This is a genomic window from Enterobacter sp. ENT03, assembly GCF_019218745.1.
In the GTDB taxonomy this organism is placed as follows: domain Bacteria; phylum Pseudomonadota; class Gammaproteobacteria; order Enterobacterales; family Enterobacteriaceae; genus Enterobacter_D.
Map to the genome: position 1 here is coordinate 80,336 of NZ_JAHUXA010000001.1, position 24,584 is coordinate 104,919.

Sequence of the window (24,584 nt, forward strand, 5' to 3'; positions counted from 1 at the left end):
CCCTCCTGATAATGGAACAGGCATGAACACCAAAGCCCGAAAGGTCATGATCATCGGTACCGGCAACGTGGGCGCCTCGGCGGCCTACGCCCTGCTCAATCAGAATATATGTGAAGAACTGATCCTCGTGGACATCAATCATGAGCGCGTGGCGGGCCATGCGCAGGATCTGGCAGATGCAGCCGCGTATATGCCGGGCATGATGACCCTCTCCACCCGCGAGATAACAGAATGTGCGGATGTCGATATTGCGGTGATCACCGTTTCCGGCGGCGCGCTGAAGCCCGGTCAGACCCGTCTTGATGAGCTGACCGGCACCGCGCGCATTGTGCAGAACATCGTGCCGCAGATGATGGCGAACGGTTTTAACGGTATTTTTCTTATCGCCACCAACCCCTGCGACATCATTACCTGGCAGGTGTGGAAACTCTCCGGGCTGCCGCGCAATCAGGTGATCGGCACCGGCGTCTGGCTGGATACCACCCGTCTGCGCCGCACGCTGGCGGAGGCGCTGGACATCGGCGCGCAGAGTATTGATGCCTTTATCCTCGGCGAACATGGCGACACCCAGTTCCCGGTGTGGTCGCACTCGTCGGTTTACGGCTCACCCATTGCCGAGGTCTACCTGCGTAAAACCGGGCAGCCGCTGGATGGCGACCAGCTGGCAGCGAAAGTGCGTCGTCTGGGATTTGATATTTATGCCCGTAAAGGCTGCACCGAATACGGCATTGCCGGCACGATCGCCGAGATCTGCCGCAATATCTTTACCGGCAGCCACCGGGCACTGGCCATCTCCTGCATTCTCGATGGCGAGTACGGCCTGAGCAATATCGCCATTGGCGTGCCCGCCGTGCTGGCGCAAAGCGGGGTACAACAGATTATCGAATTACAACTGGCAGACGACGAGCTGGCGCTGTTCCGTCACTCCGCCAGCGTCATCGCCGCCAATATTGAGCGGCTGCCGTAAAATCACGCCTGTTTGAGCTGAATGCGCCCGGTGAGATAGGTGGTGGCCTGACCCGCAATACTTACCCGCTCGCCGCGCCATTCACAGCGCAGATCGCCGCCACGGGCAGACACCTGACGCGCCGCGAGCTGCGTTTTCCCCAGTTTTTCACCCCAGTACGGAATGAGCATACTGTGCGTCGAGCCGGTGACCGGATCTTCCGCCACCGCCTCGCCGGGGCAGAAAAAGCGACTGACAAAATCATGACTGTCGCCCGGAGCGGTGACGCAGACCATCTTACCCAGCGGCATCATCGCCGGAATATCTGGTTGCAGGGCTTCCACCTGCTGCTGATCCTGCAACACCACCAGGTAATCGCGTCCGGCACGGACCTCCACCGCGTGGTCGATCCCCAGCGCACTGAACAGCGCAGGCGGCGGCGTGTCCACCGGCTGCGTCTGCCAGGCCGGGAAATCCAGCGTCAGCCAGTCGCCGTGACGCGCGACGGTTAACGGACCGACAAAGCGCGTGGTAAACGCGATTTCCGTGTCAGGATGACCCAGATGATTAAATATCACGTGCGCGGCGGCGAGCGTCGCGTGACCGCACAGGTCAATTTCATACTGGGTGGTAAACCAGCGCAGTTCATAACCCTCAGCATGACGCACAAAAAACGCTGTCTCGGACTGGTTATGCTGTTTCGCCATTTTCAGCAGCGTCTCATCCGGCAGCCACTCCGTTAAGACGCATACCGCCGCCGCGTTGCCACCAAAGGCGCGGTCGCTGAACGCATCAACCATATAAAAATCAATTTCCTGCATTGCCTGCTCCTGTTACGGGTCCGACGGTTACCATGACACAGGGCGGCGAGGCGCGCAGCCATTTTTCACCCTCAGCGGGCGCAGAAAAATGAGATATAGATCACAAAACGGCTGTATTTTCGCCAGCGATCGTTTTAAGATCGCCGCCTTTCCTTTTGCTTTCACGCCTGAGAATTTTATGACAACCAACACGGTTTCACGCCGGGTCGCGTGGCTACGGGTGGTTACGCTTGCCATTGCCGCCTTTATTTTTAATACCACCGAGTTTGTGCCGGTGGGGCTGCTCTCTGACATCGCGCAGAGCTTTGATATGGAAACCGCGCAGGTCGGCATTATGTTGACCATCTATGCCTGGGTGGTGGCGCTGCTGTCACTGCCGTTCATGCTGCTCACCAGTCAGGTGGAGCGGCGCAAACTGCTGATTGGCCTGTTCGTGCTGTTTATCGCCAGCCATGTGCTGTCATTCCTGGCGTGGAACTTTACCGTGCTGGTATTAAGCCGTATCGGTATCGCCTTTGCTCACGCGATTTTCTGGTCGATCACCGCGTCGCTGGCGATCCGCCTCGCCCCGGCGGGTAAACGCGCCCAGGCGCTGAGCCTGCTGGCGACGGGTACCGCGCTGGCGATGGTGCTCGGTCTGCCGATTGGCCGGATCGTCGGACAGTATTTCGGCTGGCGCACCACCTTCTTTATTATCGGCCTTGGGGCGCTCATCACCCTGCTGTGCCTGATGAAACTGCTGCCGCGCCTGCCGAGTGAGCATTCCGGATCGCTGAAAAGCCTGCCGGTGCTGTTCCGCCGCCCGGCGCTGATGGCGATCTATCTGCTGACCGTGGTGGTGGTGACGGCGCACTACACCGCCTACAGCTATATCGAGCCGTTCGTAATGACCGTAGCCGGATCGAGCGCCAGCTTTGCCACGCTGCTGTTGCTGGTGCTGGGCGGCGCGGGCATCATAGGCAGCGTGCTGTTCAGCAAGCTGGGTAACGCGCACGCTTCCGGGCTGGTGAGCGGGGCTATCGCCCTGCTGACGCTGTGCCTGGTGTTGCTGCTTCCGGCGGCAGACAGTGAGCTGCATCTGGCAGTGCTGAGCGTGTTCTGGGGCGTGGCGATCATGGTGATCGGGCTGGGGATGCAGGTGAAAGTGCTGTCACTGGCACCGGATGCCACCGACGTGGCGATGGCCCTGTTCTCAGGGATATTTAACTTAGGAATTGGCGCGGGGGCGCTGGTGGGAAATCAGGTGAGTCTGCACGGGTCGATGAGCGCTATCGGCTATGTCGGCGCAATGCCTGCGCTGGCGGCGCTGATCTGGGCGCTGCTGATTTTCCGCCGCTGGCCGACGGCGCTGGAAGAACACGCGCCGACCGCCTGAACGGACAGCCCCTCACCGAAACGGTCAGGGGCTGTTTTTTAATGGTAAGTGGTTATGATTTCCAGCACGCCATTAATGATGAACTGCACCCCCATACAGACCAGCAAAAAGCCCATCAGACGTGAAATCGCTTCGATACCGCCTTTGCCCACCAGCCGCATGATCGCCCCGGAGCTGCGCAGGCTGCCCCACAGAATCAGTCCGACCAGCGCGAAAATAATCGGCGGTGCCACGGTGATCACCCACTCCGGAAATTCGCTGGTGTGGCGTACCGTGGAGGCGGAGCTGATGATCATCGCAATGGTTCCCGGCCCGGCGGTGCTCGGCATCGCCAGCGGCACAAAGGCGATATTGGTGTCCGGCGCGTCTTCCAGCTCCTCGGATTTGGTTTTCGCCTCCGGCGTTTCATGGGCTTTCTGCTGCGGGAACAGCATCCGGAAACCGATAAAGGCGACGATCAGCCCCCCTGCAATACGCAGACCGGGTATCGAAATACCAAAGGTGTTCATCACCAGCTGCCCGGCATAGTACGCCACCATCATAATGATAAAGACATACACCGAGGCCATGCGTGCCTGTTCGTTACGCTGGGCGTTGTTCATGTTCCCGGCCAGGCCAAGAAACAGCGCGACGGTGGTTAACGGGTTCGCCAGCGGCAGTAAGACTACCAGCCCAAGGCCAATCGCCCGGAAGAGATCCAGCATGAGAATTTCACTCCTGTGATGAGGTAAAGACCGGTCAAGTATATCTGCAAACGGGGGTGAGGGGCAGGACGGTGACGACAGTGAAGGGTTTTAGCAATTCGTGGCATGGGTTGATTCATTCAGTTGACTTATACTTGCCCCGGCAATAATATCCGCCGTGATTACTTACTTGCCGGGGCAACCATCGTGAAAAGCACAAGTGACTTGTTTAACGAAATCATCCCACTTGGCCGTCTTATTCATATGGTTAACCAGAAAAAAGATCGCCTGCTCAACGACTATCTGTCGCCGCTGGATATTACCGCGACGCAGTTTAAAGTGCTTTGCACCATTCGCTGCCCCGGTTGCATTACGCCGGTGGAACTGAAAAAAGCACTGTCTGTCGATCTGGGCGCCCTGACCCGCATGCTGGATCGTCTGGTATGCAAAGGCTGGATCGAACGTACGCCAAACCCGCACGATAAGCGTGGCGTACTGATCCGGTTGACCACCGATGGCGCGGCGCTGTGCGAGCGCGGTCATCAGTTATTAGGACAAGACCTGCACCAGGAACTAACAAAAAACTTAACGGCAGACGAAGTGGCAACTCTTGAGCATTTGCTCAAAAAAGTACTGCCGTAAACCAACGAGGTATGACGATGTCCAGACGCAATAATGACGCCATCACTATTCATAGCATTTTGGACTGGATTGAAGATAACCTGGAATCACCGCTGTCGCTGGAGAAGGTTTCCGAGCGTTCAGGTTACTCAAAGTGGCACCTGCAACGGATGTTCAAAAAAGAGACTGGCCATTCATTGGGTCAATACATCCGCAGCCGCAAACTGACTGAAATTGCGCAAAAGCTCAAGCAAAGCAACGAGCCGATCCTGTATCTGGCCGAGCGTTATGGCTTTGAGTCTCAGCAGACGCTGACGCGCACTTTCAAGAACTACTTTGACGTGCCGCCGCACAAATACCGTACCACCGGTATGCATGGCGAAACCCGGTATCTGCTACCTATTAACCACTGTAATTGAGAAACGCCTGTTTTAGACGTATCGAGGAAATCATGAAAACTATCGTCTCCGCTGCCCTCACCGCTCTGATGCTGGTAAGTGCCCAGAGCTATGCGGAGCAGTCCGGTCATCCTTCGGCGGCAACCAGCCGCGACGCGATGATTATGCCTTCGGCCCATGACGAGTCACCTTTCGACTTTAACCATATGGGCACCGGCAGCGACAAATCCGACGAATTAGGCGTGCCTTATTATAACCGGCACGGCTAATTCGCTTTGCCCCGCTTCGGCGGGGCTTTTTTTTATCTGACCGGCAGCGCCTTACGCAGGCGAATGCCAAAGACATTGATATACAGCCCCGCCATAATCAGCACCGCCCCCGCCAGTTGCAGCAGCGTCAGGGTCTCCCCGAGCAGCAACGCCGCGCTGCCCATACCGAACACCGGCACCAGCAACGACAGCGGCGCGACACGCCAGGTTTCATAGCGCCCGAGCAGCGTTCCCCAGATGCCGTAGCCGATAATGGTTGCCACAAACGCCAGATAGAGCAGTGAGAAGACGGTGACAATGTCGATATTCACCAGGCTTTGCAGCATCACCGCCGGACCATCGAAAATCAGCGACGCCAACATAAAGGGCACAATGGGGATCAGCGCGCTCCACACCACCAGCGACATCACCGACGGGCGCACCGGCAGCTGCATGATCATCTTGTTGAAAATATTGCCGCAGGCCCAGCTGAGCGCCGCCGCCAGCGTCAGCATAAAGCCGAGCAGCGCCACATGCTGACCATTCAGGCTCGCCTGCGCCAGCACCAGCACGCCGAACACCGCCAGCGTAATGCCGATCACCTGTTTCGCCTGTAAACGCTCGCCGAACACGCAGGCACCGAGAATGATGGTGAAAAACGCCTGTGCCTGGAGCATCAGCGAGGCCAGCCCGGCGGGCATGCCGAAGTTAATGGCGCAGAACAGAAAAGCAAACTGCCCGAAGCTTATCGTCAGCCCGTAGCCCAGCAGCAGACGCAGCGGGATCTTCGGGCGGGAAACCACCAGCAGCGCCGGAAAGGCCACCAGCACGAAACGTAATCCCGCCAGCATCAGCGGCGGCATGTTATGTAGCCCGAGTTTAATGACGACAAAGTTCAGTCCCCACACCACCACGACCAGCAACGCCAGCAGACTATCTTTGCGCGTCATCATTGCCCCGATCAGTTAGATTTATTAAATTTATGTAAAAAAGTAACGTTAACGTAAACGAATGTACAGAGGCAGATCCCAAATTCTGGCAGGGGCATTTTCGCATTTGAGAGCAAACCCGTAGCTATACAAGCGCTTTTATGCATGTTATTGCTGTAAGACATAGCAAATAACGATAACAGATGTGATGTCAGGCAAGCCCATGATCCCAGCACAAACCCGTTCCACCCTCGCACTATTGGCCTCCTCGTTACTGCTGACCATCGGTCGCGGTGCCACGCTGCCGTTTATGACCATCTATCTCAATCGCCAGTACGGCTTGACGGTGGATGCGGTGGGTTATGCCCTGAGTATCGCCCTGACCATCGGCGTCTTTTTCAGTCTGGGCTTTGGCATGCTGGCGGATAAGTTTGATAAAAAACGCTACATGCTGATCGCCATTACCTGTTTTATCGTCGGCTTCACTGCCATTCCGCTCAGTCATAATGTGGTGCTGGTGGTGGCGCTGTTTGCGCTGATCAACTGCGCCTATTCGGTGTTCTCCACCGTGCTGAAAGCCTATTTCTCGGACACCCTGACGCCGTCGGCAAAATCAAAAATTTTCTCGCTCAACTACACGGTGCTGAATATTGGCTGGACGGTGGGGCCGCCCCTCGGCACGCTGCTGGTGATGCAGAGCGTGAATCTGCCGTTCTGGCTGGCAGCAGCCTGCGCCGCGTTCCCGCTGGTGTTTATACAGCTGTATGTGCAGCGCATTCCGGTCACGCCTGATGGTGAAGTGAGCGTGGCCTGGTCGCCGTCAGTGCTGCTGCGGGATAAAGCCCTGCTGTGGTTTACGCTGTCGGGCTTTCTGGCCGCGTTCGTCGCCGGTTCGTTTGCCTCCTGTATTTCCCAGTACGTGATGAGTGTGGCGGATAACAGTTTCGCCGAGAAAGTGGTGGCCGTGGTGCTGTCGGTGAACGCCGCGATGGTGGTCAGCCTGCAGTATGCGCTGGGTCGCCGTCTGACGGCGCGCAACATTCAGCCATTGATGGCCGCCGGGACGGTCTGTTTTGTCATCGGGCTGACCGGATTTATGCTCGCCGGCAGCAATTTGTGGTTCTGGGGCGCGGCATCGGCGATCTTTACCATCGGCGAGATTATCTATGCGCCGGGGGAATACCTGCTGATTGATAACATCGCCCCCGCGGGCATGAAAGCGAGCTACTTCTCGGCACAGGCGTTAGGCTGGCTCGGCGCGGCGTTAAACCCGCTGGCGACCGGGGTGATCCTCACCACATTGCCGGGCTGGTCGCTGTTTGTGATCATGATGGTGGTGATTGTGCTGGCCTGGCTGATGATGCTGCTCGGGATGCGGGTCAGTCCGTGGCAGGATGTGAAGCAAAAGGTGACGGTGTAAGGCGTTTTGCCGGGCGGTGGGGGGTTTAATGGTAAATGCCGGGTGGCGGCTACGCCTTACCCGGCCTACGGCACACGTGGTGAAGATCGTAATGGCGTTGTAGGCCCGGCAAGCCACGCGCCGCCGGGCATTTACTACTACGCCTTACCCGGCCTACGGTGCTCGAGGTGAAGATCGTAATGGCCCTGTAGGCCCGGCAAGCCACGCGCCGCCGGGCAACTGCTGCGTTAAACCCTCAAACAAAAGGTTACACCGTCACTTACCACACATCACTGGCGATCGCCGTTACCAGCCGGACTTTATCCCACTGCTGCGCTTCTGTGAGGGAGTTGCCCTCTTCGGTTGACGCAAAGCCGCACTGCGGGCTTAAACAAATCTGCTTGATGTCCACATACTGCGCCGCTTCCTGCAAACGCGCTTTGATACCTTCCGGGTATTCCAGCTCACCATTTTTGGTGGTGATAAGCCCCAGCACCACCTGCTGTTTGCCCGGACGCACAAAGCGCAGCGGCGCAAAATCGCCGGAGCGGTCGTTATCGTATTCCAGGAAGAACGCATCGACATTCACCGTGCCGAACAGCACTTCCGCCACCGGCTCGTAACCGCCTTCGGAGATCCACGTCGAGCGGAAATTCCCCCGGCAGACATGCAGCCCGATAGTCAGATCGTCCGGCTTACCTTCCAGCGCCTTGTTGAGCACGCGGGCATAAATCTGCGCCAGCTCATCCGGATCATCGCCCCGCTCACGGATCTGCCGACGCTGGTCGTCAGAGCACAGGTACGCCCACACGGTGTCATCCAGTTGCAGATAGCGGCAGCCGGCATCATAAAAGGCACGAATGGCATCGCGCCAGGTGGTCGCCAGATCGTCGAAATAGCGGTCAAGGGTCGGATACACGGTAGCGTCAATCGCCTGGCGACCGCCGCGGAAATGCAGCACGCTCGGGCTGGGGATGGTCATTTTCGGCTGCGCGTTACCGCTGATGCTTTGCAGATAACGGAAGTCTTCCAGCATCGGGTGATCGCCAAAACTCAGCTTGCCGGTCACGCGCACGCTGTGGGCTTTGGTCTGCACGCCGTTAAACTGAATGCCCTGCTCCGAATCGTAACGCTCCACGCCGTTCAGACCATCAAAGAAGTCGAAGTGCCACCAGGCGCGGCGGAACTCACCGTCGGTCACCACATGCAGGCCACAGGCGCACTGCTGCTCCACCACCTGGCGGATGGCGTCATCTTCCACGGCGCGCAGCTGCACGGCGTCGATTTCACCGCGGGCAAATTGCAGACGGGCCTGTTTAATGGCGTCCGGGCGTAAAAAACTGCCGACGACATCGGCGCGGTACGGGGCGTGTTGCTGCTGCATGGTTCTCTCCTTGCCGCCAGTGGAAGTAATACCCTGGCGTGATAGTTCATTATTTGAATTTTTAGCCTTCTGGACGGCTAAACATCCAAAAAAAGATGTCATATCCTGCCGCTGATGGCAAATGAGAAAACCTCACCCATGATGAAAAAGATTCATCTTCAGTCCGTCGTGCTTGCCGCTTCTGCTTCGTGGGCAGGTTTAGCTGCCAGGTTTTCCCGGTTGCGGGTGCCCCATTCACACAGCGGCTGCAACGCCTGGGCCAGCGAACGACCAAACTCGGTGATGGTGTACTCCACCCGTGGCGGCACCTCCTGGAAATCATGACGACTGATGATGCCGTCTTCCGTCATCGCCTTGAGCTGCTGGATCAGCACTTTCTCGCTGATCCCCTCCACCAGCCGTTTAAATTCCCCGAAACGACGCGGGCTGTACTGCACGTAAAACAGCAGCAGCGGCTTCCATTTACCGCCAATGTAATGCAGGGCCACATCAAGGCCGCAGACAGGTTCCATCATTTTTCTCCATACATACCTTTTGGTAGGTACTAGTATACAGGAAAGTCTGTGCTTACACTGCTTTCTCACACACAATGCCGGAGAACATCATGGGTAAGCTTGCAGGTAAAGTTGTCGTTATTACGGGTGCGAACAGCGGGATCGGTCTGGCGTCGGCGAAACGCTTTGCACAGGAAGGCGCACGTTTATTTCTGACCGGTCGTCGCGTCAGCGAACTGGAGAGTGCCGTGGCGGAGATCGGGCATGGCGCGGTCGGTATTCCGTGTGACATTTCAAAAATGGCCGATCTCGACAACCTGTTTGACCAGGTCCGTCAACAGGCGGGACAGATTGACGTGCTGTTTGCTAACGCAGGCGGCGGGGATTTCGCGCCGCTGGCGGAAATCACTGAGGAGCACTACGAACGTATTTTTGACACTAACGTCAAAGGCACGCTGTTTACCGTGCAGAAAGCGCTGCCGCTGCTGAAAGATGGCGGATCCGTTATTCTCACCGGCTCCACCAGCGCCACCACCGGTATTCCGGCGTTCAGCGTTTACAGCGCCAGCAAAGCCGCGCTGCGCACCTTCGCCCGCGGCTGGATCCTCGATCTGGCCCCGCGCAAGATCCGCGTGAATGTGCTGGTGCCTGGTTCCACCTCCACACCCGGCTGGCATAACCTGTCGCCGGATGAGACAGCGAATCAGCAGATGATCCAGGACGTTGAGGCAACGACACCGCTGGGCCGTCTGGCGGAGCCGTCCGAAGTGGCCGCCGCCGCCCTGTTCCTCGCCTCGGACGACAGCAGCTTCGTTAACGGCAGCGAACTGTTCGTGGACGGCGGCGCGGCGCAGATCTGACACCGTTATCGCGCAGGGCGATCACGCCTCGCCCTGCGCAAACGCATAACCCTCATCTTCCCAGCCGGTGATGCCGCCAATCATGATTTTTACCGGCAGGCCGAGACTGGCGAGTTTTAACGCGGCGCGATCGGCGCCGTTGCAGTGTGGCCCGGCACAGTACACCACAAACAACGTGCCGTCGGGCCACGCCTGCATCCGTTCGGCACTCATCTGCGTATGCGGCAAATGGATCGCCCCCGGCAGATGGCGGCGGGCAAACATCGCCTCACTTCCCACCACATGCAGTAACACAAAATCCTGCTCCTGATGCGTGATGGCGTGATGGACGTCGGCGCAGTCCGTTTCCACCCGCAGGCGGGTCAGAAAATGCTGGCGGGTGTCTTCCGGCGTGGCGGCAGGGAATTCGGTTACATAGCTCATCGTGTTTTCTCCGGGTTTGTGATACCACTACTCTATCGTGTCAATCACCGTGCCACCGCCCGCCGGTCTGCCAGAAAACGCCAGGATCATGACAATATTATCTTCTCCTTCCTACCGCCCGCTGGTGGTCGCCCTCGCCTACGATGGTTTATGCACCTTCGAATTCGGCGTGGCGGTGGAAATTTTTGGCCTGCCGCGCCCGGAACTGGGCGACAACTGGTATCGCTTTGCGGTAGCGGCGGTGGATGAAGGGGAACTGCGCGCCACCGGCGGCATCCGCATCATGACCGACGGCGGGCTTACTCTGCTGGCGCAGGCCGACACCATCGTGATCCCCGGCTGGCGCGGCGCGGACACGCCGGTGCCGCAGGCACTGTGCGATGCCCTGCGTGCCGCCAGCGCGCGCGGTTGCCGCATCATGACCATCTGTTCCGGGGTATTTGTGCTCGCCGCCACCGGTTTGCTGAACGGGCGCAACGCCACCACCCATTGGCGCTACACCGCGCAATTGCGCAGCCGCTTTCCGGCCATTCAGGTGCTGGAGGATGCGCTCTATTATGATGAGGGGACGGTGCTGACCTCGGCGGGCAGCGCGGCGGGGATCGATTTATGTCTGCATGTGGTGCGGCGTGATTATGGGGCAGAGATCGCCAATAACGTCGCCCGCAGACTGGTGGTGCAGCCGCACCGCGACGGCGCGCAAACCCAGCAGCTGGTGCGTCCGGTTGCCCGCGCGCGGGAGAGCAAATCGCTGGGCATGATCTTTGATTTTTTGCATCAGTCGCTGGCGGAAAATCACACCGTGGACGCGCTCGCCCGTCAGGCGGGGATGAGCCAGCGCACCTTTTTACGGCGCTTCGCCGATGCCACCGGCACCACGCCCGCGCGCTGGGTGCTTAACGAGCGGCTGCGGCGCGCAAAAGAGTATCTGGCCAGCTCGACGTTACGCATTGATGAGATCGCCGACCAGACCGGATTTGGCAGCGCGGCCTCGTTGCGTCACCATTTCCGCGCGCAGTTCGGCCAGGCACCCGGCGACTACCGCAAAGCCATGCTGACCCGCCCGCTGGACTGAATCGCAGGCAAAAAAAATCCGCCAGAAGTCTGGCGGAAATGCTTGCATGGATAGGATCATTGTTATGCGTTGTACGTATGCCCGTCAATGCATTGACGGGGCCACGGTTCGTTTAAGACCTTAGCAGTACCAGGCTCAACAAGAGCTAAACGATGGCAATACAGCGCAGTCTGAATTCGCCGTTTTAAGGTCCTGCGATAATTCCCAAATAAGAAGATATATCCTTTAGGGCCAAAAATTTGTGTTAGCGTCTGTTCTCCACCTGACCGGCGTGAGGGATTATTTACAATCTCAAATTTATTTGCCCAACATGTCACGGAAGCTCGTTTATCTTCACGACTTTCAACCCAGAAAAGCACCATCCACACGGCGCAATTTGTTCAACTTGTGGTACACGTTTAACCGCAAGCTCCTGCATCCAACGAAAGCGCAAAGCGCGTAAGATGGCAAGCTGATGAAATACAGACAATGCCCTTGTTATTAAACAAGGGCTTATTTTACCCGCGAACCTCACCGTTCACTTAACGACTCAACCCGCGATTTTTCAGCATCGGCTCAGGCAGCGGATCGTGCCCGCGCCACTGGCGATAAAGCTCAGCTAAATCACTGCTGTTTCCCCGTGACAGGATCGCCTCCCGGAAACGTCGCCCGTTTTCCGCACGTAAGCCCCCCTGCTCCACAAACCACTGATAGCCGTCATCGGCCAGCATCTGCGTCCACAGATAGGCGTAATAACCTGCCGCATAGCCGCCGCCAAAAATATGCGCGAAGTAGCTGCTGCGATAGCGCGGCGGCACCGCCTCCAGATCGAGGTTTTCCTGTTTAATGGCCTGGGCTTCGAAGGCATCGACGTCGTTAATGTCACGATCCGCGCGGATGCTGTGCCAGTTCATATCCAGCAACGCGGCGCTTAACAGCTCCGTCATGTCGTAGCCTTTATTAAACAGCGTGGCGCTGAACATTTTTTCACGCAGCGCGTCCGGCATCGGCTCACCGCTCTGATAATGACGGGCGTAACGGGTAAACACCTGCGGATGGCTTGCCCAGTGCTCGTTGATCTGCGACGGGAACTCGACAAAATCTCGCGGTGTGTTGGTCCCGGAAAGCGTGGCGTAACGCTGGCTGGCAAAGAGGCCGTGCAGCGTGTGGCCGAACTCGTGGAACAAGGTGATCACATCGTCCCAGGAGATCAGCGCGGGCTGCCCGGCGGCAGGCTTCTGATAGTTACAGACATTGTAGATCACAGGCCTGGTGCCGTTTAAGGTCGACTGCTCCACAAAGTTGCCCATCCACGCGCCGCCGCTTTTCGAGTCGCGGGCGAAGAAATCACCGTAAAACAACGCAAGCCCTGTACCGTCCTCATCGAAAATTTCCCATACCCGCACGTCCGGGTGATACACCGGAATATCCGCCCGCTCGGTAAAGGTGAGGCCAAACAGCTGGCTTGCCGTCCAGAACACGCCGTCCACCAGCACGTTGTCCAGCGCGAAGTAGGGTTTGATCTGGCTTTCATCAATGGCGTATTTCGCCTGGCGCACCTGTTCACCGTAGAAAGCCCAGTCCCAGGCGCGGGCGGTAAAGCCGCCCTGCTGCGCGTCGATCACCTGCTGAATATCCGCCAGTTCCTTTTCGGCACGGGCGCGTGCCGCGGGGGCGATGTCACGCATAAAGCGCAGTGCGGCAGCCGGTGTTTGCGCCATCTGATCGGCGATCTTCCACGCGGCATAATCGTCAAAGCCCAGCAACTGCGCCTGACGGGCGCGGATCTGCGTTAAGCGCAGCACTATCTGCCGGGTGTCGTTTTCATCGCCGCGCTGAGTACGCAGCCAGCCCGCGGTAAAGAGTTTTTCACGGGTCTGGCGATTGCGCAGCGCCGCAAGCCAGGGCTGCTGGGTGGTGTTTAGCAGCGGGATCAGCCAGCGGTCGTGCAGACCTTTCTCTTCTGCCGCTGCGCGTGCCTGGGCGATCTCGTCCTCATTCAGGCCGTCGAGTTCACCGACATCCTCCACCACCAGCGCCGCCGCTTTTCCGGCGGCCAGCAGATGCTGGTTAAAGCGGCTGGTCAGCTGCGCCGCTTCGGTATTGAGCGCTTTCAGCGTCTGTTTATCCGCCTCAGGCAGTTTAGCGCCGGCGAGGATAAAGCGCTGATAGGTGACTTCCAGCAGGCGGCGGGATTCGTCGTCAAGCCCGGCGGTATCCCGCGCGTTATAGACCGCTTCCACGCGGGCAAACAGCGCGTCATCGAGGTAAATATCGTTGGCAAGATCCGCCAGTTCAGCGGAGAACGCCTCGTCCAGCAGTTGAAGCTCGTCGTTGGTATGCGCCGAGGTCATGGCGAAAAAGATGCTGGTCACACGCGACAGCAATTCCCCGCTCTGCTCCAGCGGCAGCAGCGTATTGGCAAAGGTTGGCGCGTCAGTTTGTCCGGTGATGGCGGCGATGTCGGCGCGTTTTTGCCGTATCCCTTCATCAAAGGCGGGCCGGTAGTGGCTGTCCTGTAGCATATCGAAACGCGGTGCCTGGTACGGCAGCGTGCTCTGTTCAAACAGTGGATTGGTGGCGGACATGTTTTACTCCCCTGAGCCGTTGATCGCTTTCTACAGTAACAAATCCCCCCGTCACGGGACCAGATTATTTGCCACACTACACACTCGCCCGGTATGCGTTGCCACCGGGCCGCTGCGCAACTATGCTAAGGCAACACAAAAAGCGTTAAGGAACAGAGAGATGATTATTTTAGTAACCGGGGCAACTGCGGGTTTTGGTGAAGGTATTACGCGTCGCTTTGTGAAAAACGGCCATAAAGTGATCGCCACAGGCCGCCGCCAGGAGCGCTTACAGGCGCTGAAAGACGAACTGGGCGACAGCGTGCTGACGCTGCAACTGGATGTGCGCAACCGCGCCGCCATTGAACAGGCAATGGAGAATTTACCCGCTGAATGGCGCGACATCGACGTGCTGGTGAATAACGCCGGTCTAGCGCTGGGCATGGAGCCGGCGCACAAGGCGAGCGTCGAGGACTGGGAAACCATGATCGACACCAATAACAAAGGCCTGGTGTACATGACCCGCGCTGTGCTGCAGGGCATGGTGGCGCGCAATCGCGGTCATGTGATCAACATCGGTTCAACGGCGGGCAGCTGGCCGTACGCAGGCGGCAACGTCTATGGCGCGACCAAAGCCTTTGTGCAGCAGTTCAGCCTGAACCTGCGTACCGATCTGCACGGCACCGGCGTGCGCGTGACCAATATCGAGCCGGGGCTGGTGGGCGGCACCGAATTCTCTAACGTGCGTTTTAAAGGCGACGACGACAAAGCCGGAAAAACCTACGAGAACACCACGGCGCTGACGCCGGAAGACGTTACCGAAGCGGTCTGGTGGGTGGCGACGCTGCCGAAACACGTCAACATCAACACGCTGGAAATGATGCCGGTCAGCCAGACCTTTGGCGGCCTGAGCGTGCACCGCGGCTGATGTGCAGACCCCGGCGCCAGCCGGGGTTAGTTCTCTGCGCTACGGGGCCAGACTGCGCAGGATCAGCGACGACAGCAGTACCGCCGCCGTCGGGGCGTCCTCAAGGTTGTACTGTAACTGCACCGGGCTGATATACGGCTTCATCACCAGATAAATCGCCTGCGCGGTTTCATCCAGCGGCGTTTTGCGCTCAAACTCCCCTGACTTACGCCCTTCCCGCAGCACGTCCTGAATCAACTGTTTAAGCTGTTCTTCGTAGGCGCGGGTGGATGCCCACTGATCGCGCGTGGCCACCGCGGCGATGTCGTAAAGTTTGCGGTCATGGAAAAAGAGATCGCTGCCTGCCTCTGCTAACGCCCGGAACAGACGACGAAATTTTTCCGACGCCGTGGGCGCGTCAGCAATGGCGGCAGTGACGATCTCCATGATCATCGCCAGCCGGTTGCGGCAGATCACTTCCCCGATGGCCTGTTTGGAATCGAAGAATTTATAGATGTAGGCTTTCGAAAAGCCGATGGCGCGGGCAAGATCGGACACCGTGGTTTTTTCATATCCAAAGTGGCTGAAATGTTCGGTGGCGGCTTCCACCACCTGATCGCGAACGCTGTGGTCCGCCGTGCCGCGCGTGGCGTGTGGGTTCAATTTTTTCGTCATCCGATAAGCTTAACTCAGCAGCGCCGGGTTAACAACGAGTGACCAGATGGTAATAGGGTCACAAGCGGCATCAGAGACGGCCTGTCTTTTTTATTCCTGCGAGCAGGTACGCATTTTATCCATTCGCACCGCCGTCTTCCCGTCGCTGTCTTGCCGTTTTGCGCTGAAAACGGTATCTTTCGCCCGCACCTGCAAAATCAGGTGCCGGGATTGGCATCCTGCAAACTTCACTGACGACATACGACGCGCGAGCGTCAACGTTAACTGACTGCAGGAGCCTATCCCATGACCCGCTTTATCCACCCGTTACTTTCCATCCCGTTTGATGCCGACACCGATTTCACCGTCCTTGCCGATCACTGCCACCAGCTTGCGGAAGCGCAGGCGGAAAGCCTCGATCCGGCGCTGCGAATGGCGCTGTGCGGGCGCTTTTCCGCCGTGTTTGCCCTGCTCAAACCCCAGCTGAACGAGCCGATCCCGCCGGAACAGCAGGCGCGTTTTACTGTGAATACCCTGCCCACTCGCGTTCCCCAGTTTGCCCCCGATTCCGATACGCTCGGCGAATACTGCGCAGCCCTGGCCCAGGTATTACTTTGCCGCAGCGTACCGCCGCAACAGGAAGAACCGCTGCGCTGGCTGCTGGCAGATTTGATGGCGTATCTGGCCGAGGAAATCAACGCGCCGCGCTGGATCCGCACAGAAGACGGGGTGAGCGTTATTGATGACGTGACAGGGTAACGTACTGGCGTAAGGCTTAGGTGGGGTAATGTCCGCTTTGTGGGAGCGGACATCTATTTTTGGGAATGATTTCCCATGGACAACAATGAATAATAGGACGTAATAAACCCCAGCAAGGAGCGAATATGTACTACAACAATGAAGTTATTAGTTATTTACAGGCAAATAAAATTCTGGCGTTAAAACTCGACCATGCTTTTACAGAAACTGGAAAGAGAGTATCACATCAAATTGAAACTATAGGCGCAGGTGCAACGCGCGTGCTGTATTACACATCCTGCTTTACAGATGAATATCAGGACGTCTGCCAACGCCAAAAGAGCGAGGACCTCCGATTCGCCAGGGGCGTTTACCATATTCTGAGAAGTGAAAATATTGTTTATGAAATGCTAAAAATCTACTTTGAAGAAATATTTCGCTACAAAACATCCGATCAATTAGATCATATAAAACATCTGTTAATGGCAGTGAACATCCATATTGCCGCCAGTTCACTTACGAATACAGGATTTGCTTTTGCAGCCGCAACCTCCGTCGCCGCTGGCATGAATTTAAGCCTTGAAATCAGCGCATTAGTCGGCAACTGGTCATCGAGAGGGATCGCATCGGTGGGTATATATGGTGTCGTTCAGAACGCTGCTGATAGCGCAGACCGCCTTCACTTTACTTACCCTGCTTACTATGCTGCGCTATATGCCCAGGAACTGGAAATGATGTATTTTCTGATTGCCCCCCTGTTTGAGCGGGCTGAGGCAGTTAAAGCACAGTGGGCAACGGATGATAGTATTGCAGATATTATCACCAGGATGATTCGGTAAGATATGATGAACCTTATCAGAAGATTTTTTAAGCGAGTGTTCAGATCATTATTTTCAATGTACGGCCCAATATTGCTAACACTCTTGTTCGCCGTCGTACTGGTACATTTTTTCCCTGACGGACCTTTATGGCCTGTGCCTGTTTTTCTCATATTCATGCTAATTATTTTTGGTCGCTACGTGAAAGGCTAAGCAAATGGAATAGTGTGCTTGATCACAAAGATTGTCAGAGGCGTCAAATGACGCCTCTGACAAACAAATAGCAATGCACAGTCATTGCAAGGCTGGCGACAATGATGCCAATGCCTGTTACCACGCTGATTATCATTGCCATGGCAGACTGTTCGAAACCACATTCGCCGGTAGCCAGAACCAGTTCAAGTTCCAGTTACCCCTTTCTACAAGTGACACCGCGCACGTCGTCCCATTTTCTTTTTTAGCAATGTATTGACCCGCTGCCTGTCACAATACCGCTTTTACCCAGATTCTGATGCTCTCGATAGATAAGGTGCTATATCGGCGCAGGTGTTACTTTGCCCCAGCGTGCCGCCGCAAGAAGAAGAACCGCTGCGCTGGCTGCTGGCAGATTTGATGGCGTATCTGGCCGAGGAAATCAATGCCCCGTGCTGGATCCGCACAGAAGACGGGATGAGCGTTATTGATGACGTGACAGGGTAACGTTTTGATACCCGGCTATACTCAGGTAATGTCCGCTTCGCGGCAGAAGCACTAAGTAAGGGCCATCAGAAATATACCCTAAATAGGGAATGGCCTCACGTAAGCCTCAGCTTTCGGGAACAATGAGGTACAACATCCTGCAAACCACCTCAATTCGGAAGACATGATGAAAAGAGAGACGCTGTTCAAATATGCACGTGAACATTACAAAGCCGAGCCAGAATATTTATGGAGCAATCTTCCAGGCTATGCTGTTCTCCGGCATCACGACGGCAAGAAGTGGTTCGGATTAGTAATGAACGTGCCCGGTACAAAGCTTGGCTTGCATACTGAAGAGGAAATTGACGTGCTGGAGGTCAAGGTCAGGCCAGAACACATCGGTTCTCTCAGAAAAATGGCAGGGATTTTGCCTGCTTATCATATGAATAAAGAGCACTGGATCAGCGTTATTCTTTCCGGGCCGCTATCACCCAAGGAGATCCACGATCTTTTATCCGAAAGCCATGAACTCACCACAGGGTAAAAAATAAACGCCGCCTACGGGCGGCGTGATGACATGTAAGGGACTCAGCAGCCTGCTCCGAACTTATCCATCCGCGGCCTGCCTTAATGATGTTCCCGGTTCACCCGCAGCGTAATGGACCAGCGCGGATATTTCACGGGAGGAACGGCGTGCTGCCATCCCCAGCGGGCCTCGCCGTCGAGTTTATATATTGAGCGGGGCACTACCTCAAGGCTGACGGCCCTGCGACTATTCAGCCTGTCGGGCGGCCATGGCCTGAAGCGGATCGTGGCCGGGTTGTCGAGTGAGATCCCGACGATGGTTTCGTATACCGGAACATCGCGGTGCCATCCCAGCTGTGTACCGGGTACATACTCGGTGACAAGCAGGTGGGAAATCGCCTCATACTCCACTTTCAACCAGTCAGCGACCCGGTTTCGCAGGGGAACAAGGCGTATATCCAGTTCCGGGCTCGGCTTTACGGTATGCGTGCTGAAATCGTAAAGACCACCAAAGCTGAGAATACGCACCTTAGATTCATACTCCTTATACTGTGCGGGCTTCAGAGGCAGTGTGGCGATGATCTCCAGCAGGCTTTTTTCCTCTTCCGGCGTCAGAAAATCGGTCTGGTAGATCAGCCCCGGAATAGAGGGCAGCACGTCGCCAGCAAATAAATCAAACTGCATGTTCCCTCCTTACCGTGATTGGTTCCGACCGTCGCTATTGCCCAGGCTCGCCGTCTCGCTTGTCCAGCCTTGCCAGAAGATAGGAAGCGGTAAGGCTGTCCGGCGCGCGGCTGACCTCTTCCGGTGTGCCGGCTGCCACGATTTGCCCGCCGCTTTCCCCCGACCCGGGCCCCAGATCGATGACCCAGTCGGCTTCGCAGGCGATACGCATATCGTGCTCCGCGATTACCACTGTATCGCCGCGCTGAACCAGCCTGTCCAGGACGCGCATCAGCTTGTCCATATCTGCCGGATGCAGTCCAGTGGAAGGTTCATCCAGCAAATAGAGCGTTTTGCCACGCTGCGTGCGCTGTAGTTCCCAGGCAAGCTTAATGCGCTGGCATTCGCCACCGGACAGTTCAGTGGCCGGTTGACCCAGCGTCAGATAACCGAGACCGAGGGAGGCAAGCGCAGCGAGAGAGCGCTGGATGGTGTCATTATTTCTGAATACCGAAATGGCTTCGTCGACGGTAAGAGCCAGCACGTCCGCGATCGTCCTGTTATGCCAGCGGACTTCGAGCGTCTCCTCGTTGTACCGCCGTCCACCACAGGCAGAACAGGGTGCGCTTGCCTGCGGCATAAACATCAGTTCAATGGTGATCTGCCCCTGCCCCTCACAGGCGGGGCAGCGGCCGGCCGGCAGGTTAAAAGAGAACCGGCTTGCGTCAAAGCCCCGCTTTTTAGCCTCGTCGGTGTCGGCAAAGAGTTTGCGCACGGTGTCAAAAAAGCCGGTATAGGTGGCCAGGTTAGAGCGCGGCGTGCGGCCAATAGGCCGCTGATCGATACGGACCAGTCGTTTCAGGGAGGTCCCGCCAGCGGTGATGCTCCCCTGTACATCTGGCATAACGCTGTCGTCTTCGGCGTCCTCTTCATCCGGTGTTTTGTCGAGCCGTTCAAGCAGCGCCGGAAGCACCCGTGACAGAAGCGTGGACTTACCTGAACCGGATACGCCGGTGATGGCAGTCATCCGCTCAAGGGGAATGCGCACATCAAGATCCTGGATGTTATTGCAGGTGACCTGTTCAAGACTCAGCCAGCGCTCCGGCAGACGCCGACGACGAAGACCCGGACGATGCCTGTCAAACAGGTAGCCCGCGGTGGGAGAGCGTGAGATCTGTTGCAGTCCGGGGGGCGTACCGTTATAGACGATTTCACCGCCTTGCCCCCCGGGGCCAGGCCCTATCTCCGTCAGCCAGTCGGCCTCAGCGATGACGTCAAGATTGTGTTCGACGATGACCAGAGAGTTACCGGCCTCCACCAGCAAACGCAGGGACTGGAGCAATGCCCGTACGTCTTCCGGATGTAGGCCAGCTGCCGGCTCGTCGAGCACGTAGATCACGCCGAAAAGCCGCGAGATAAGCTGCGTGGCCAGACGGATACGCTGCAACTCGCCGGACGAGAGCATGGTAGTCCTCCGGCCAAGAGACAGATGGCCAAGACCGAGCTTTTCGAGCTGGCCGAGGCGTCCGCAGATGTCGGTCGTCATTCTGATGACGGCCTCCCGCAGTGCGGTTTCGCGTGGCAGATCCTCAGAAAGTCCTTCAGCACAGGGCGAAAGCAACGCTCTGAGCTGCGTTATTGTCAGTTCACCCATTTCGGCAATGTCACGGCCTGCAAAGGTGTAAGCCAGGGCATCCCTATTAAGGCGCTTACCGTGGCATTCATTGCACGATGCCACGGTAATGAAACGGGAAAGACGCTTTTTTACGGACTCCTTACCGCCTGAGAAACTCTGCAGCAGGTATTTTCGGGCGCTGGTATAGGTTCCGGTATAAGCGGGCTCGGTACCCGCCGCGATCGCCTCCCTGCGCTGCTCCGCATTCAGTCCCATAAAGATAGGCACTGATGGCTGTTCATCAGTGAAGAGGATCCATTCCCGATCTTTTTCAGCCAGCGTATTCCATGGTGCATCAATATCGTAGCCCAGCGTATCGAGAATTGAGCGTAGGTTTTTCGCCTGCCAGCCGTTGGGCCAGGAGGCTATCGCCCCTTCGCGAATGCTAAGCGTTCCGTCAGGGACCAGCGCGTCGGCTTTAACTTCATGCACTATGCCCATGCCCTGACAGGCAGGACAGGCCCCCTGAGGATTATTAGGCGAGAAGGCTTCGGCCGGCAGGAACGTAACGTCCGCAGGATGGCTCCCGGCACGAGAGAATAGCAGCCTTAGGGTAACGGAAATGCGCGTCAGGCTACCGACCGTTGAGCGTTCCTGCGCGCCTGCCCGGCTCTGTTGCAGGGCGACGGCAGGCGGAAGCCCGTCTATAGCGTCCACATCCGGCGTGGACGCCTGCTCGATCAAACGTCTGGCGTGCGGTGCAACGGATTCCATAAACCGTCGCTGCGCCTCAGCATACAGCGTATCAAATGCCAGTGATGATTTTCCCGAGCCGGAGATCCCGGTAAACACCACCATGGCATTACGGGGAAAGGAAAAGGACACATCCCTGAGGTTGTGCGTCCTGGCCCCGTGTACAGTGACGCCAGGGCTGATATTCTGAGAGTGTAAGCTGATGCGTTCTGATGCTTTTTCGGATGACATGGTTTCCCCTGATAATGCGTCAGTCTGTTGGTAACGCCGTATTGTTTTGGCGTAAAAATCGCTTTTGACTGAAAAAGTGCCGGAGAGACGGCATTTAAAGAACTTCAAGGGTAGACCCGGGGAATGCATCGTACAATTGTCAGTTCCGTTAATTCAGTCGTGACTAAATGGAATGTGTTTCCGCGATATGATGGAAAAATTGATGTTCTGTTTCACAGGAGAATAGGATGAACCTGGTTGACGGTATAGAAGCGTTCGTGAGGATTGCTGACCTGGGCAGCTTCGCGGCTGCGGCGCGTGAGATGAATATTTCCCCCTCAGCCGTAAGCAAGCTGATCAGCAAAACGGAAGAAGAGCTGGGAACGCGTTTACTGAACAGGAACACGCGCGGATTAAGCCTGACGCAGGAGGGCGAGATGTTTCTTGAGCGTAGCCGGATCATTCTTGATGAGCTGCGGTCAGCGAAAGAAGAACTCTCGTTAATCGCAGGAGTGCCAAGAGGCAAGCTTCGCGTTAGCATGCCTAATATGCCCTCTTTTTTTTCGCCCATTATTAGCCGATTTATGGAGCGCTACCCGGCTGTAGTTCTGGAGGTGGATCTGAGCGACAGACTGGTTGACGTGGTGGATGAGGGATTCGATGCAGTAATACGTGTCGGCCAGTTGTCAGACTCTCGTCTGACGGCCCGATCACTCGGTAACTGCGCAATGAATCTGGTGGCATCGCCGGACTACCTCAAGCGATACGGAACACCTGCGAGCGTGGAAGATCTCCTTTCCCATACCTGTATCCAGTACCGCTATCCCTCCAGTGGACGCACGGAACCCTGGCCGTTTCCGGATTCTGCTTCCGTCGTGCAGGACGTTATCCCGGCGCTCGTCTGCAATAGTACGGATGTTCGCCTTGGGCTGGCACTCGACGGTAAAGGTATTGCTTTTATGCCCGGCTTGCTCACGGAAAAATATATAAAATCTGGTGAGCTACACATTGTCCTGGGAAATAGCGTGGGACAAAACTATGAAATGAATCTCGTCTGGCCCACAAACAAATATGCACCTCCCAGGCTCAAAGCCTTTACGAATTTTATGGTGAATTATTTCACTGACAGATACGCTTAATTTAAAAACATTCTCGCTTTCTTTGTGGCTCATGCTCAGGCTTCGACTGGAAGAGAGAATAGAGAATTAAACCAGCTTCAGCATAATGGCACTGAAGATAATAAGAAATATACTGGCCCCCTTAAACAGACGGATTTTGTCGCCGTTAATAAATACGCCTACCGTCACCGCGCCGATCGTACCCACGCCCGTAAAGATGGCATAGGCAACGGACAGCGGGATTTCCTGCATGGAGATACTCAGGGAACTGAGCGCCACAGCAAAGAGTAAAATGGTAGCCAGCAGGAACGTGATCTTACGCCGAACGGTACCGGCATTCGCATAGCCGTTGAGGGTAGAGATACCTGCGACCTCAAAGCAGCCCGCAATGAAAAGAATGAGATAAGAAATCATGATTTTGCTCCTTTCACACCAATCACGCCCAGCATCAGGGTGACGACAAATACGATACGAAGGACTTCTATGTGCCCCCCATGAGATAACGTGTCGGCCATTTCGATCATTACGACAAACAGAGTGCCAAGTCCGGTGTAAACCACGTAGGCAATACTTGCGCCGACGTATTTAAAAGAGAGCATGAATATACCGAAGCTGGCCACCACGCAAAACACTGTCAGAAATAGTTCAAACGAGCCCTGCGCGTGCTTAAGACCGAATGCCCAGGCGCATTCAAACATCGCGCCGATAATAATAAGAATGAGACCTTTGGTATTCATAATAATATCCTCTTAAGATACTGGTATTTTTTTAAATATGAGTGTCGACATAAAAAAATGATAACCCCATACCAGGAAGCACGAATTAAATAGTCAGGTATAACAATTATTATATCAGTGAAATTTATTTAGTTCCGTGCTGGAATAGAAGCAATATTAAGCCTCTCACTCATTCACGACAATACAGGCCATTGGTATTTCAGAAGTGACAAAACGGAAACGATACTGAGTAATCCTGTTTGTTCACATAACAGCTAGTGCCCTGACGATCGGAACAGTGCAGGATTCACGCGGCTGCGCAGACCGTAGATGCACGGGTAGTGGAGATAATGAGTCTGTTCTTAAAATACCAGGTGAACTTCCGCTTTTCGCTCAAAGCAGACATTGCCTGTGTGACCAACCGCTTCGTGCCACACGCAGTCATGTTAAAGTGCCCCCCTGTACCCAGAACCCATACCATTCCAGCCTCGAGGTTTCCGACATGACGACCTTTTATCAACTGACTGCCACCAGCCTGCGCGGCGAACCCATCCCGATGGCCGACTATGCGGGTAAGCTGGTGCTGGTGGTGAATACGGCCAGTAAATGTGGTTTCACGCCGCAGTATGCTGGGCTTGAAACGCTCTACAAAAAGTACGGCGCACAGGGGCTGGTGGTGCTGGGTTTCCCCTGCAACCAGTTCGGTAAACAGGAGCCAGGCGGGGCCGACGACATCGCGCAGACCTGTCACATCAACTACGGCGTGAGCTTCCCGATGTTTGAGAAAGTGGAGGTCAATGGTGCCGCCGCGCATCCGGTGTTCCGCCACCTGAAAGCCGAGCTGCCCGGCGTGCTGGGCGGGCGCATCCTGTGGAACTTCACTAAATTTCTGATTGGGCGCGACGGCAAACCGCTTAAGCGTTTCGCCCCCGTTACCACCCCGCAGAAAATGGAAGCCGCCATCGTCGCCGCACTGGGAATATAACG

Annotated in this window: 27 protein-coding genes; 15 read left to right on the forward strand and 12 right to left on the reverse strand. The window is 56.3% G+C overall.

The features are described 5' to 3' along the window. The first annotated feature begins 22 nt into the window (after nucleotides 1–22). A complete protein-coding gene (locus KW828_RS00335) occupies nucleotides 23–967 on the forward strand; it encodes an L-lactate dehydrogenase (protein ID WP_218334484.1) in 945 nt (314 codons plus the stop codon). 2 nt (nucleotides 968–969) lie between these two features. Here KW828_RS00335 and KW828_RS00340 read toward each other — a convergent pair whose 3' ends face one another. Beyond that, the gene (locus tag KW828_RS00340) at nucleotides 970–1,767 is read right to left on the reverse strand and encodes a PhzF family phenazine biosynthesis protein (RefSeq protein ID WP_218334485.1); all 798 of its coding nucleotides are present in this window, start codon (nucleotides 1,765–1,767) and stop codon (nucleotides 970–972) included. A 178-nt stretch (nucleotides 1,768–1,945) separates the two neighbouring features. Here KW828_RS00340 and KW828_RS00345 point away from each other — a divergent pair, with 178 nt between their 5' ends. Then, entirely contained in the window at nucleotides 1,946–3,142 is a 1,197-nt protein-coding gene (locus KW828_RS00345) for a sugar transporter (protein ID WP_218334486.1), read from the forward strand. Nucleotides 3,143–3,180: 38 nt separating this feature from the next. On the opposite strand, the gene KW828_RS00350 is transcribed toward KW828_RS00345, so the two are convergent. Beyond that, on the reverse strand, nucleotides 3,181–3,846 hold the full coding sequence (locus KW828_RS00350; protein WP_088221881.1) for a MarC family NAAT transporter: 666 nt from the start codon (nucleotides 3,844–3,846) through the stop codon (nucleotides 3,181–3,183). A 186-nt stretch (nucleotides 3,847–4,032) separates the two neighbouring features. On the opposite strand from KW828_RS00350, the gene marR reads away from it, so the two are divergent. Genes marR through marB form a run of 3 tightly spaced genes read left to right on the forward strand, consistent with a single transcriptional unit; the run spans nucleotide 4,033 to nucleotide 5,113 of the window. Then, a complete protein-coding gene (gene marR / locus KW828_RS00355) occupies nucleotides 4,033–4,467 on the forward strand; it encodes a multiple antibiotic resistance transcriptional regulator MarR (RefSeq protein WP_088221882.1) in 435 nt (144 codons plus the stop codon). Nucleotides 4,468–4,484: 17 nt separating this feature from the next. Then, the gene (gene marA / locus KW828_RS00360) at nucleotides 4,485–4,865 is read left to right on the forward strand and encodes an MDR efflux pump AcrAB transcriptional activator MarA (protein ID WP_140419632.1); all 381 of its coding nucleotides are present in this window, start codon (nucleotides 4,485–4,487) and stop codon (nucleotides 4,863–4,865) included. 32 nt (nucleotides 4,866–4,897) lie between these two features. Then, nucleotides 4,898–5,113 carry a multiple antibiotic resistance protein MarB gene (gene marB, locus KW828_RS00365; RefSeq protein ID WP_218334487.1) on the forward strand — a complete coding sequence of 72 codons (216 nt, stop codon included), beginning with the start codon at nucleotides 4,898–4,900 and terminating at the stop codon, nucleotides 5,111–5,113. A gap of 32 nt (nucleotides 5,114–5,145) precedes the next feature. Here marB and eamA read toward each other — a convergent pair whose 3' ends face one another. Next, on the reverse strand, nucleotides 5,146–6,042 hold the full coding sequence (gene eamA / locus KW828_RS00370; protein WP_218335329.1) for an O-acetylserine/cysteine exporter: 897 nt from the start codon (nucleotides 6,040–6,042) through the stop codon (nucleotides 5,146–5,148). 202 nt (nucleotides 6,043–6,244) lie between these two features. Here eamA and ydeE point away from each other — a divergent pair, with 202 nt between their 5' ends. Beyond that, entirely contained in the window at nucleotides 6,245–7,441 is a 1,197-nt protein-coding gene (gene ydeE, locus KW828_RS00375) for an efflux MFS transporter YdeE (RefSeq protein WP_218334488.1), read from the forward strand. A gap of 259 nt (nucleotides 7,442–7,700) precedes the next feature. Here ydeE and KW828_RS00380 read toward each other — a convergent pair whose 3' ends face one another. Beyond that, complete coding sequence (locus KW828_RS00380) at nucleotides 7,701–8,804, reverse strand: cobalamin-independent methionine synthase II family protein (protein WP_218334489.1); 1,104 nt, start codon at nucleotides 8,802–8,804, stop codon at nucleotides 7,701–7,703. Between the two features lie 158 nt (nucleotides 8,805–8,962). Continuing rightward, on the reverse strand, nucleotides 8,963–9,319 hold the full coding sequence (locus KW828_RS00385; RefSeq protein WP_256349924.1) for a helix-turn-helix domain-containing protein: 357 nt from the start codon (nucleotides 9,317–9,319) through the stop codon (nucleotides 8,963–8,965). Nucleotides 9,320–9,408: 89 nt separating this feature from the next. Here KW828_RS00385 and KW828_RS00390 point away from each other — a divergent pair, with 89 nt between their 5' ends. After that, a complete protein-coding gene (locus tag KW828_RS00390; RefSeq protein WP_218334490.1) occupies nucleotides 9,409–10,158 on the forward strand; it encodes an SDR family NAD(P)-dependent oxidoreductase in 750 nt (249 codons plus the stop codon). Between the two features lie 21 nt (nucleotides 10,159–10,179). Here KW828_RS00390 and KW828_RS00395 read toward each other — a convergent pair whose 3' ends face one another. Beyond that, nucleotides 10,180–10,581, reverse strand: coding sequence for a rhodanese-like domain-containing protein (locus KW828_RS00395; RefSeq protein ID WP_218334491.1), 402 nt, complete (start codon nucleotides 10,579–10,581; stop codon nucleotides 10,180–10,182). Between the two features lie 67 nt (nucleotides 10,582–10,648). Between KW828_RS00395 and ftrA the strand changes: the two genes are divergently transcribed. After that, nucleotides 10,649–11,656, forward strand: a complete 1,008-nt coding sequence (ftrA, locus tag KW828_RS00400; RefSeq protein WP_218335331.1) for a transcriptional regulator FtrA — start codon at nucleotides 10,649–10,651, stop codon at nucleotides 11,654–11,656. Between the two features lie 521 nt (nucleotides 11,657–12,177). On the opposite strand, the gene dcp is transcribed toward ftrA, so the two are convergent. After that, on the reverse strand, nucleotides 12,178–14,223 hold the full coding sequence (gene dcp / locus KW828_RS00405; protein WP_218334492.1) for a peptidyl-dipeptidase Dcp: 2,046 nt from the start codon (nucleotides 14,221–14,223) through the stop codon (nucleotides 12,178–12,180). A gap of 160 nt (nucleotides 14,224–14,383) precedes the next feature. Between dcp and ydfG the strand changes: the two genes are divergently transcribed. Then, a complete protein-coding gene (gene ydfG / locus KW828_RS00410) occupies nucleotides 14,384–15,130 on the forward strand; it encodes a bifunctional NADP-dependent 3-hydroxy acid dehydrogenase/3-hydroxypropionate dehydrogenase YdfG (protein ID WP_218334493.1) in 747 nt (248 codons plus the stop codon). Nucleotides 15,131–15,169: 39 nt separating this feature from the next. On the opposite strand, the gene KW828_RS00415 is transcribed toward ydfG, so the two are convergent. Continuing rightward, the gene (locus KW828_RS00415) at nucleotides 15,170–15,784 is read right to left on the reverse strand and encodes a TetR/AcrR family transcriptional regulator (protein WP_218334494.1); all 615 of its coding nucleotides are present in this window, start codon (nucleotides 15,782–15,784) and stop codon (nucleotides 15,170–15,172) included. Between the two features lie 285 nt (nucleotides 15,785–16,069). Between KW828_RS00415 and KW828_RS00420 the strand changes: the two genes are divergently transcribed. The 4 genes from KW828_RS00420 to KW828_RS00435 all read left to right on the forward strand — a co-directional run bounded on the left by KW828_RS00420 (nucleotide 16,070) and on the right by KW828_RS00435 (nucleotide 18,541). Further along, nucleotides 16,070–16,522: a hypothetical protein gene (locus tag KW828_RS00420; protein WP_218334495.1), complete on the forward strand. Its 453-nt coding sequence runs from the start codon at nucleotides 16,070–16,072 to the stop codon at nucleotides 16,520–16,522. A gap of 125 nt (nucleotides 16,523–16,647) precedes the next feature. Continuing rightward, nucleotides 16,648–17,340: a hypothetical protein gene (locus KW828_RS00425; protein ID WP_218334496.1), complete on the forward strand. Its 693-nt coding sequence runs from the start codon at nucleotides 16,648–16,650 to the stop codon at nucleotides 17,338–17,340. A 525-nt stretch (nucleotides 17,341–17,865) separates the two neighbouring features. Then, nucleotides 17,866–18,018, forward strand: a complete 153-nt coding sequence (locus tag KW828_RS00430) for a hypothetical protein (protein ID WP_218334497.1) — start codon at nucleotides 17,866–17,868, stop codon at nucleotides 18,016–18,018. Between the two features lie 166 nt (nucleotides 18,019–18,184). Continuing rightward, complete coding sequence (locus KW828_RS00435; protein ID WP_218335332.1) at nucleotides 18,185–18,541, forward strand: MmcQ/YjbR family DNA-binding protein; 357 nt, start codon at nucleotides 18,185–18,187, stop codon at nucleotides 18,539–18,541. An 83-nt stretch (nucleotides 18,542–18,624) separates the two neighbouring features. Here KW828_RS00435 and KW828_RS00440 read toward each other — a convergent pair whose 3' ends face one another. Together KW828_RS00440 and KW828_RS00445 are read right to left on the reverse strand one after the other, a co-directional pair. Further along, nucleotides 18,625–19,206 (reverse strand): alpha-ketoglutarate-dependent dioxygenase AlkB, encoded by a 582-nt coding sequence (locus tag KW828_RS00440; RefSeq protein ID WP_218334498.1) that lies wholly within the window; start codon nucleotides 19,204–19,206, stop codon nucleotides 18,625–18,627. A gap of 34 nt (nucleotides 19,207–19,240) precedes the next feature. Continuing rightward, complete coding sequence (locus KW828_RS00445) at nucleotides 19,241–21,784, reverse strand: excinuclease ABC subunit UvrA (RefSeq protein WP_218334499.1); 2,544 nt, start codon at nucleotides 21,782–21,784, stop codon at nucleotides 19,241–19,243. Between the two features lie 227 nt (nucleotides 21,785–22,011). Between KW828_RS00445 and KW828_RS00450 the strand changes: the two genes are divergently transcribed. Then, nucleotides 22,012–22,902, forward strand: a complete 891-nt coding sequence (locus tag KW828_RS00450; protein WP_218334500.1) for a LysR family transcriptional regulator — start codon at nucleotides 22,012–22,014, stop codon at nucleotides 22,900–22,902. A gap of 66 nt (nucleotides 22,903–22,968) precedes the next feature. On the opposite strand, the gene KW828_RS00455 is transcribed toward KW828_RS00450, so the two are convergent. Beyond that, nucleotides 22,969–23,295, reverse strand: a complete 327-nt coding sequence (locus KW828_RS00455) for a multidrug efflux SMR transporter (RefSeq protein ID WP_218334501.1) — start codon at nucleotides 23,293–23,295, stop codon at nucleotides 22,969–22,971. Then, on the reverse strand, nucleotides 23,292–23,618 hold the full coding sequence (locus KW828_RS00460; protein ID WP_218334502.1) for a multidrug efflux SMR transporter: 327 nt from the start codon (nucleotides 23,616–23,618) through the stop codon (nucleotides 23,292–23,294). Before KW828_RS00460 ends, KW828_RS00455 begins: the two co-directional genes overlap by 4 nt. A 481-nt stretch (nucleotides 23,619–24,099) precedes the next feature. Here KW828_RS00460 and KW828_RS00465 point away from each other — a divergent pair, with 481 nt between their 5' ends. Beyond that, nucleotides 24,100–24,582 carry a glutathione peroxidase gene (locus KW828_RS00465; RefSeq protein ID WP_218334503.1) on the forward strand — a complete coding sequence of 161 codons (483 nt, stop codon included), beginning with the start codon at nucleotides 24,100–24,102 and terminating at the stop codon, nucleotides 24,580–24,582. The last annotated feature ends 2 nt before the right edge of the window (nucleotides 24,583–24,584 follow it).

Bases quoted from the DNA above. Each gene is read 5' to 3' on its own strand.
- KW828_RS00335 (WP_218334484.1), top strand. From the start codon at position 23: ATGAACACCAAAGCCCGAAAGGTCATGATCATCGGTACCGGCAACGTG.
- KW828_RS00340 (WP_218334485.1), bottom strand. From the start codon at position 1,767: ATGCAGGAAATTGATTTTTATATGGTTGATGCGTTCAGCGACCGCGCC.
- KW828_RS00345 (WP_218334486.1), top strand. From the start codon at position 1,946: ATGACAACCAACACGGTTTCACGCCGGGTCGCGTGGCTACGGGTGGTT.
- KW828_RS00350 (WP_088221881.1), bottom strand. From the start codon at position 3,846: ATGCTGGATCTCTTCCGGGCGATTGGCCTTGGGCTGGTAGTCTTACTG.
- marA (WP_140419632.1), top strand. From the start codon at position 4,485: ATGTCCAGACGCAATAATGACGCCATCACTATTCATAGCATTTTGGAC.
- marB (WP_218334487.1), top strand. From the start codon at position 4,898: ATGAAAACTATCGTCTCCGCTGCCCTCACCGCTCTGATGCTGGTAAGT.
- eamA (WP_218335329.1), bottom strand. From the start codon at position 6,042: ATGACGCGCAAAGATAGTCTGCTGGCGTTGCTGGTCGTGGTGGTGTGG.
- ydeE (WP_218334488.1), top strand. From the start codon at position 6,245: ATGATCCCAGCACAAACCCGTTCCACCCTCGCACTATTGGCCTCCTCG.
- KW828_RS00380 (WP_218334489.1), bottom strand. From the start codon at position 8,804: ATGCAGCAGCAACACGCCCCGTACCGCGCCGATGTCGTCGGCAGTTTT.
- KW828_RS00385 (WP_256349924.1), bottom strand. From the start codon at position 9,319: ATGATGGAACCTGTCTGCGGCCTTGATGTGGCCCTGCATTACATTGGC.
- KW828_RS00390 (WP_218334490.1), top strand. From the start codon at position 9,409: ATGGGTAAGCTTGCAGGTAAAGTTGTCGTTATTACGGGTGCGAACAGC.
- KW828_RS00395 (WP_218334491.1), bottom strand. From the start codon at position 10,581: ATGAGCTATGTAACCGAATTCCCTGCCGCCACGCCGGAAGACACCCGC.
- dcp (WP_218334492.1), bottom strand. From the start codon at position 14,223: ATGTCCGCCACCAATCCACTGTTTGAACAGAGCACGCTGCCGTACCAG.
- ydfG (WP_218334493.1), top strand. From the start codon at position 14,384: ATGATTATTTTAGTAACCGGGGCAACTGCGGGTTTTGGTGAAGGTATT.
- KW828_RS00415 (WP_218334494.1), bottom strand. From the start codon at position 15,784: ATGACGAAAAAATTGAACCCACACGCCACGCGCGGCACGGCGGACCAC.
- KW828_RS00420 (WP_218334495.1), top strand. From the start codon at position 16,070: ATGACCCGCTTTATCCACCCGTTACTTTCCATCCCGTTTGATGCCGAC.
- KW828_RS00425 (WP_218334496.1), top strand. From the start codon at position 16,648: ATGTACTACAACAATGAAGTTATTAGTTATTTACAGGCAAATAAAATT.
- KW828_RS00435 (WP_218335332.1), top strand. From the start codon at position 18,185: ATGAAAAGAGAGACGCTGTTCAAATATGCACGTGAACATTACAAAGCC.
- KW828_RS00440 (WP_218334498.1), bottom strand. From the start codon at position 19,206: ATGCAGTTTGATTTATTTGCTGGCGACGTGCTGCCCTCTATTCCGGGG.
- KW828_RS00445 (WP_218334499.1), bottom strand. From the start codon at position 21,784: ATGTCATCCGAAAAAGCATCAGAACGCATCAGCTTACACTCTCAGAAT.
- KW828_RS00450 (WP_218334500.1), top strand. From the start codon at position 22,012: ATGAACCTGGTTGACGGTATAGAAGCGTTCGTGAGGATTGCTGACCTG.
- KW828_RS00455 (WP_218334501.1), bottom strand. From the start codon at position 23,295: ATGATTTCTTATCTCATTCTTTTCATTGCGGGCTGCTTTGAGGTCGCA.
- KW828_RS00460 (WP_218334502.1), bottom strand. From the start codon at position 23,618: ATGAATACCAAAGGTCTCATTCTTATTATTATCGGCGCGATGTTTGAA.
- KW828_RS00465 (WP_218334503.1), top strand. From the start codon at position 24,100: ATGACGACCTTTTATCAACTGACTGCCACCAGCCTGCGCGGCGAACCC.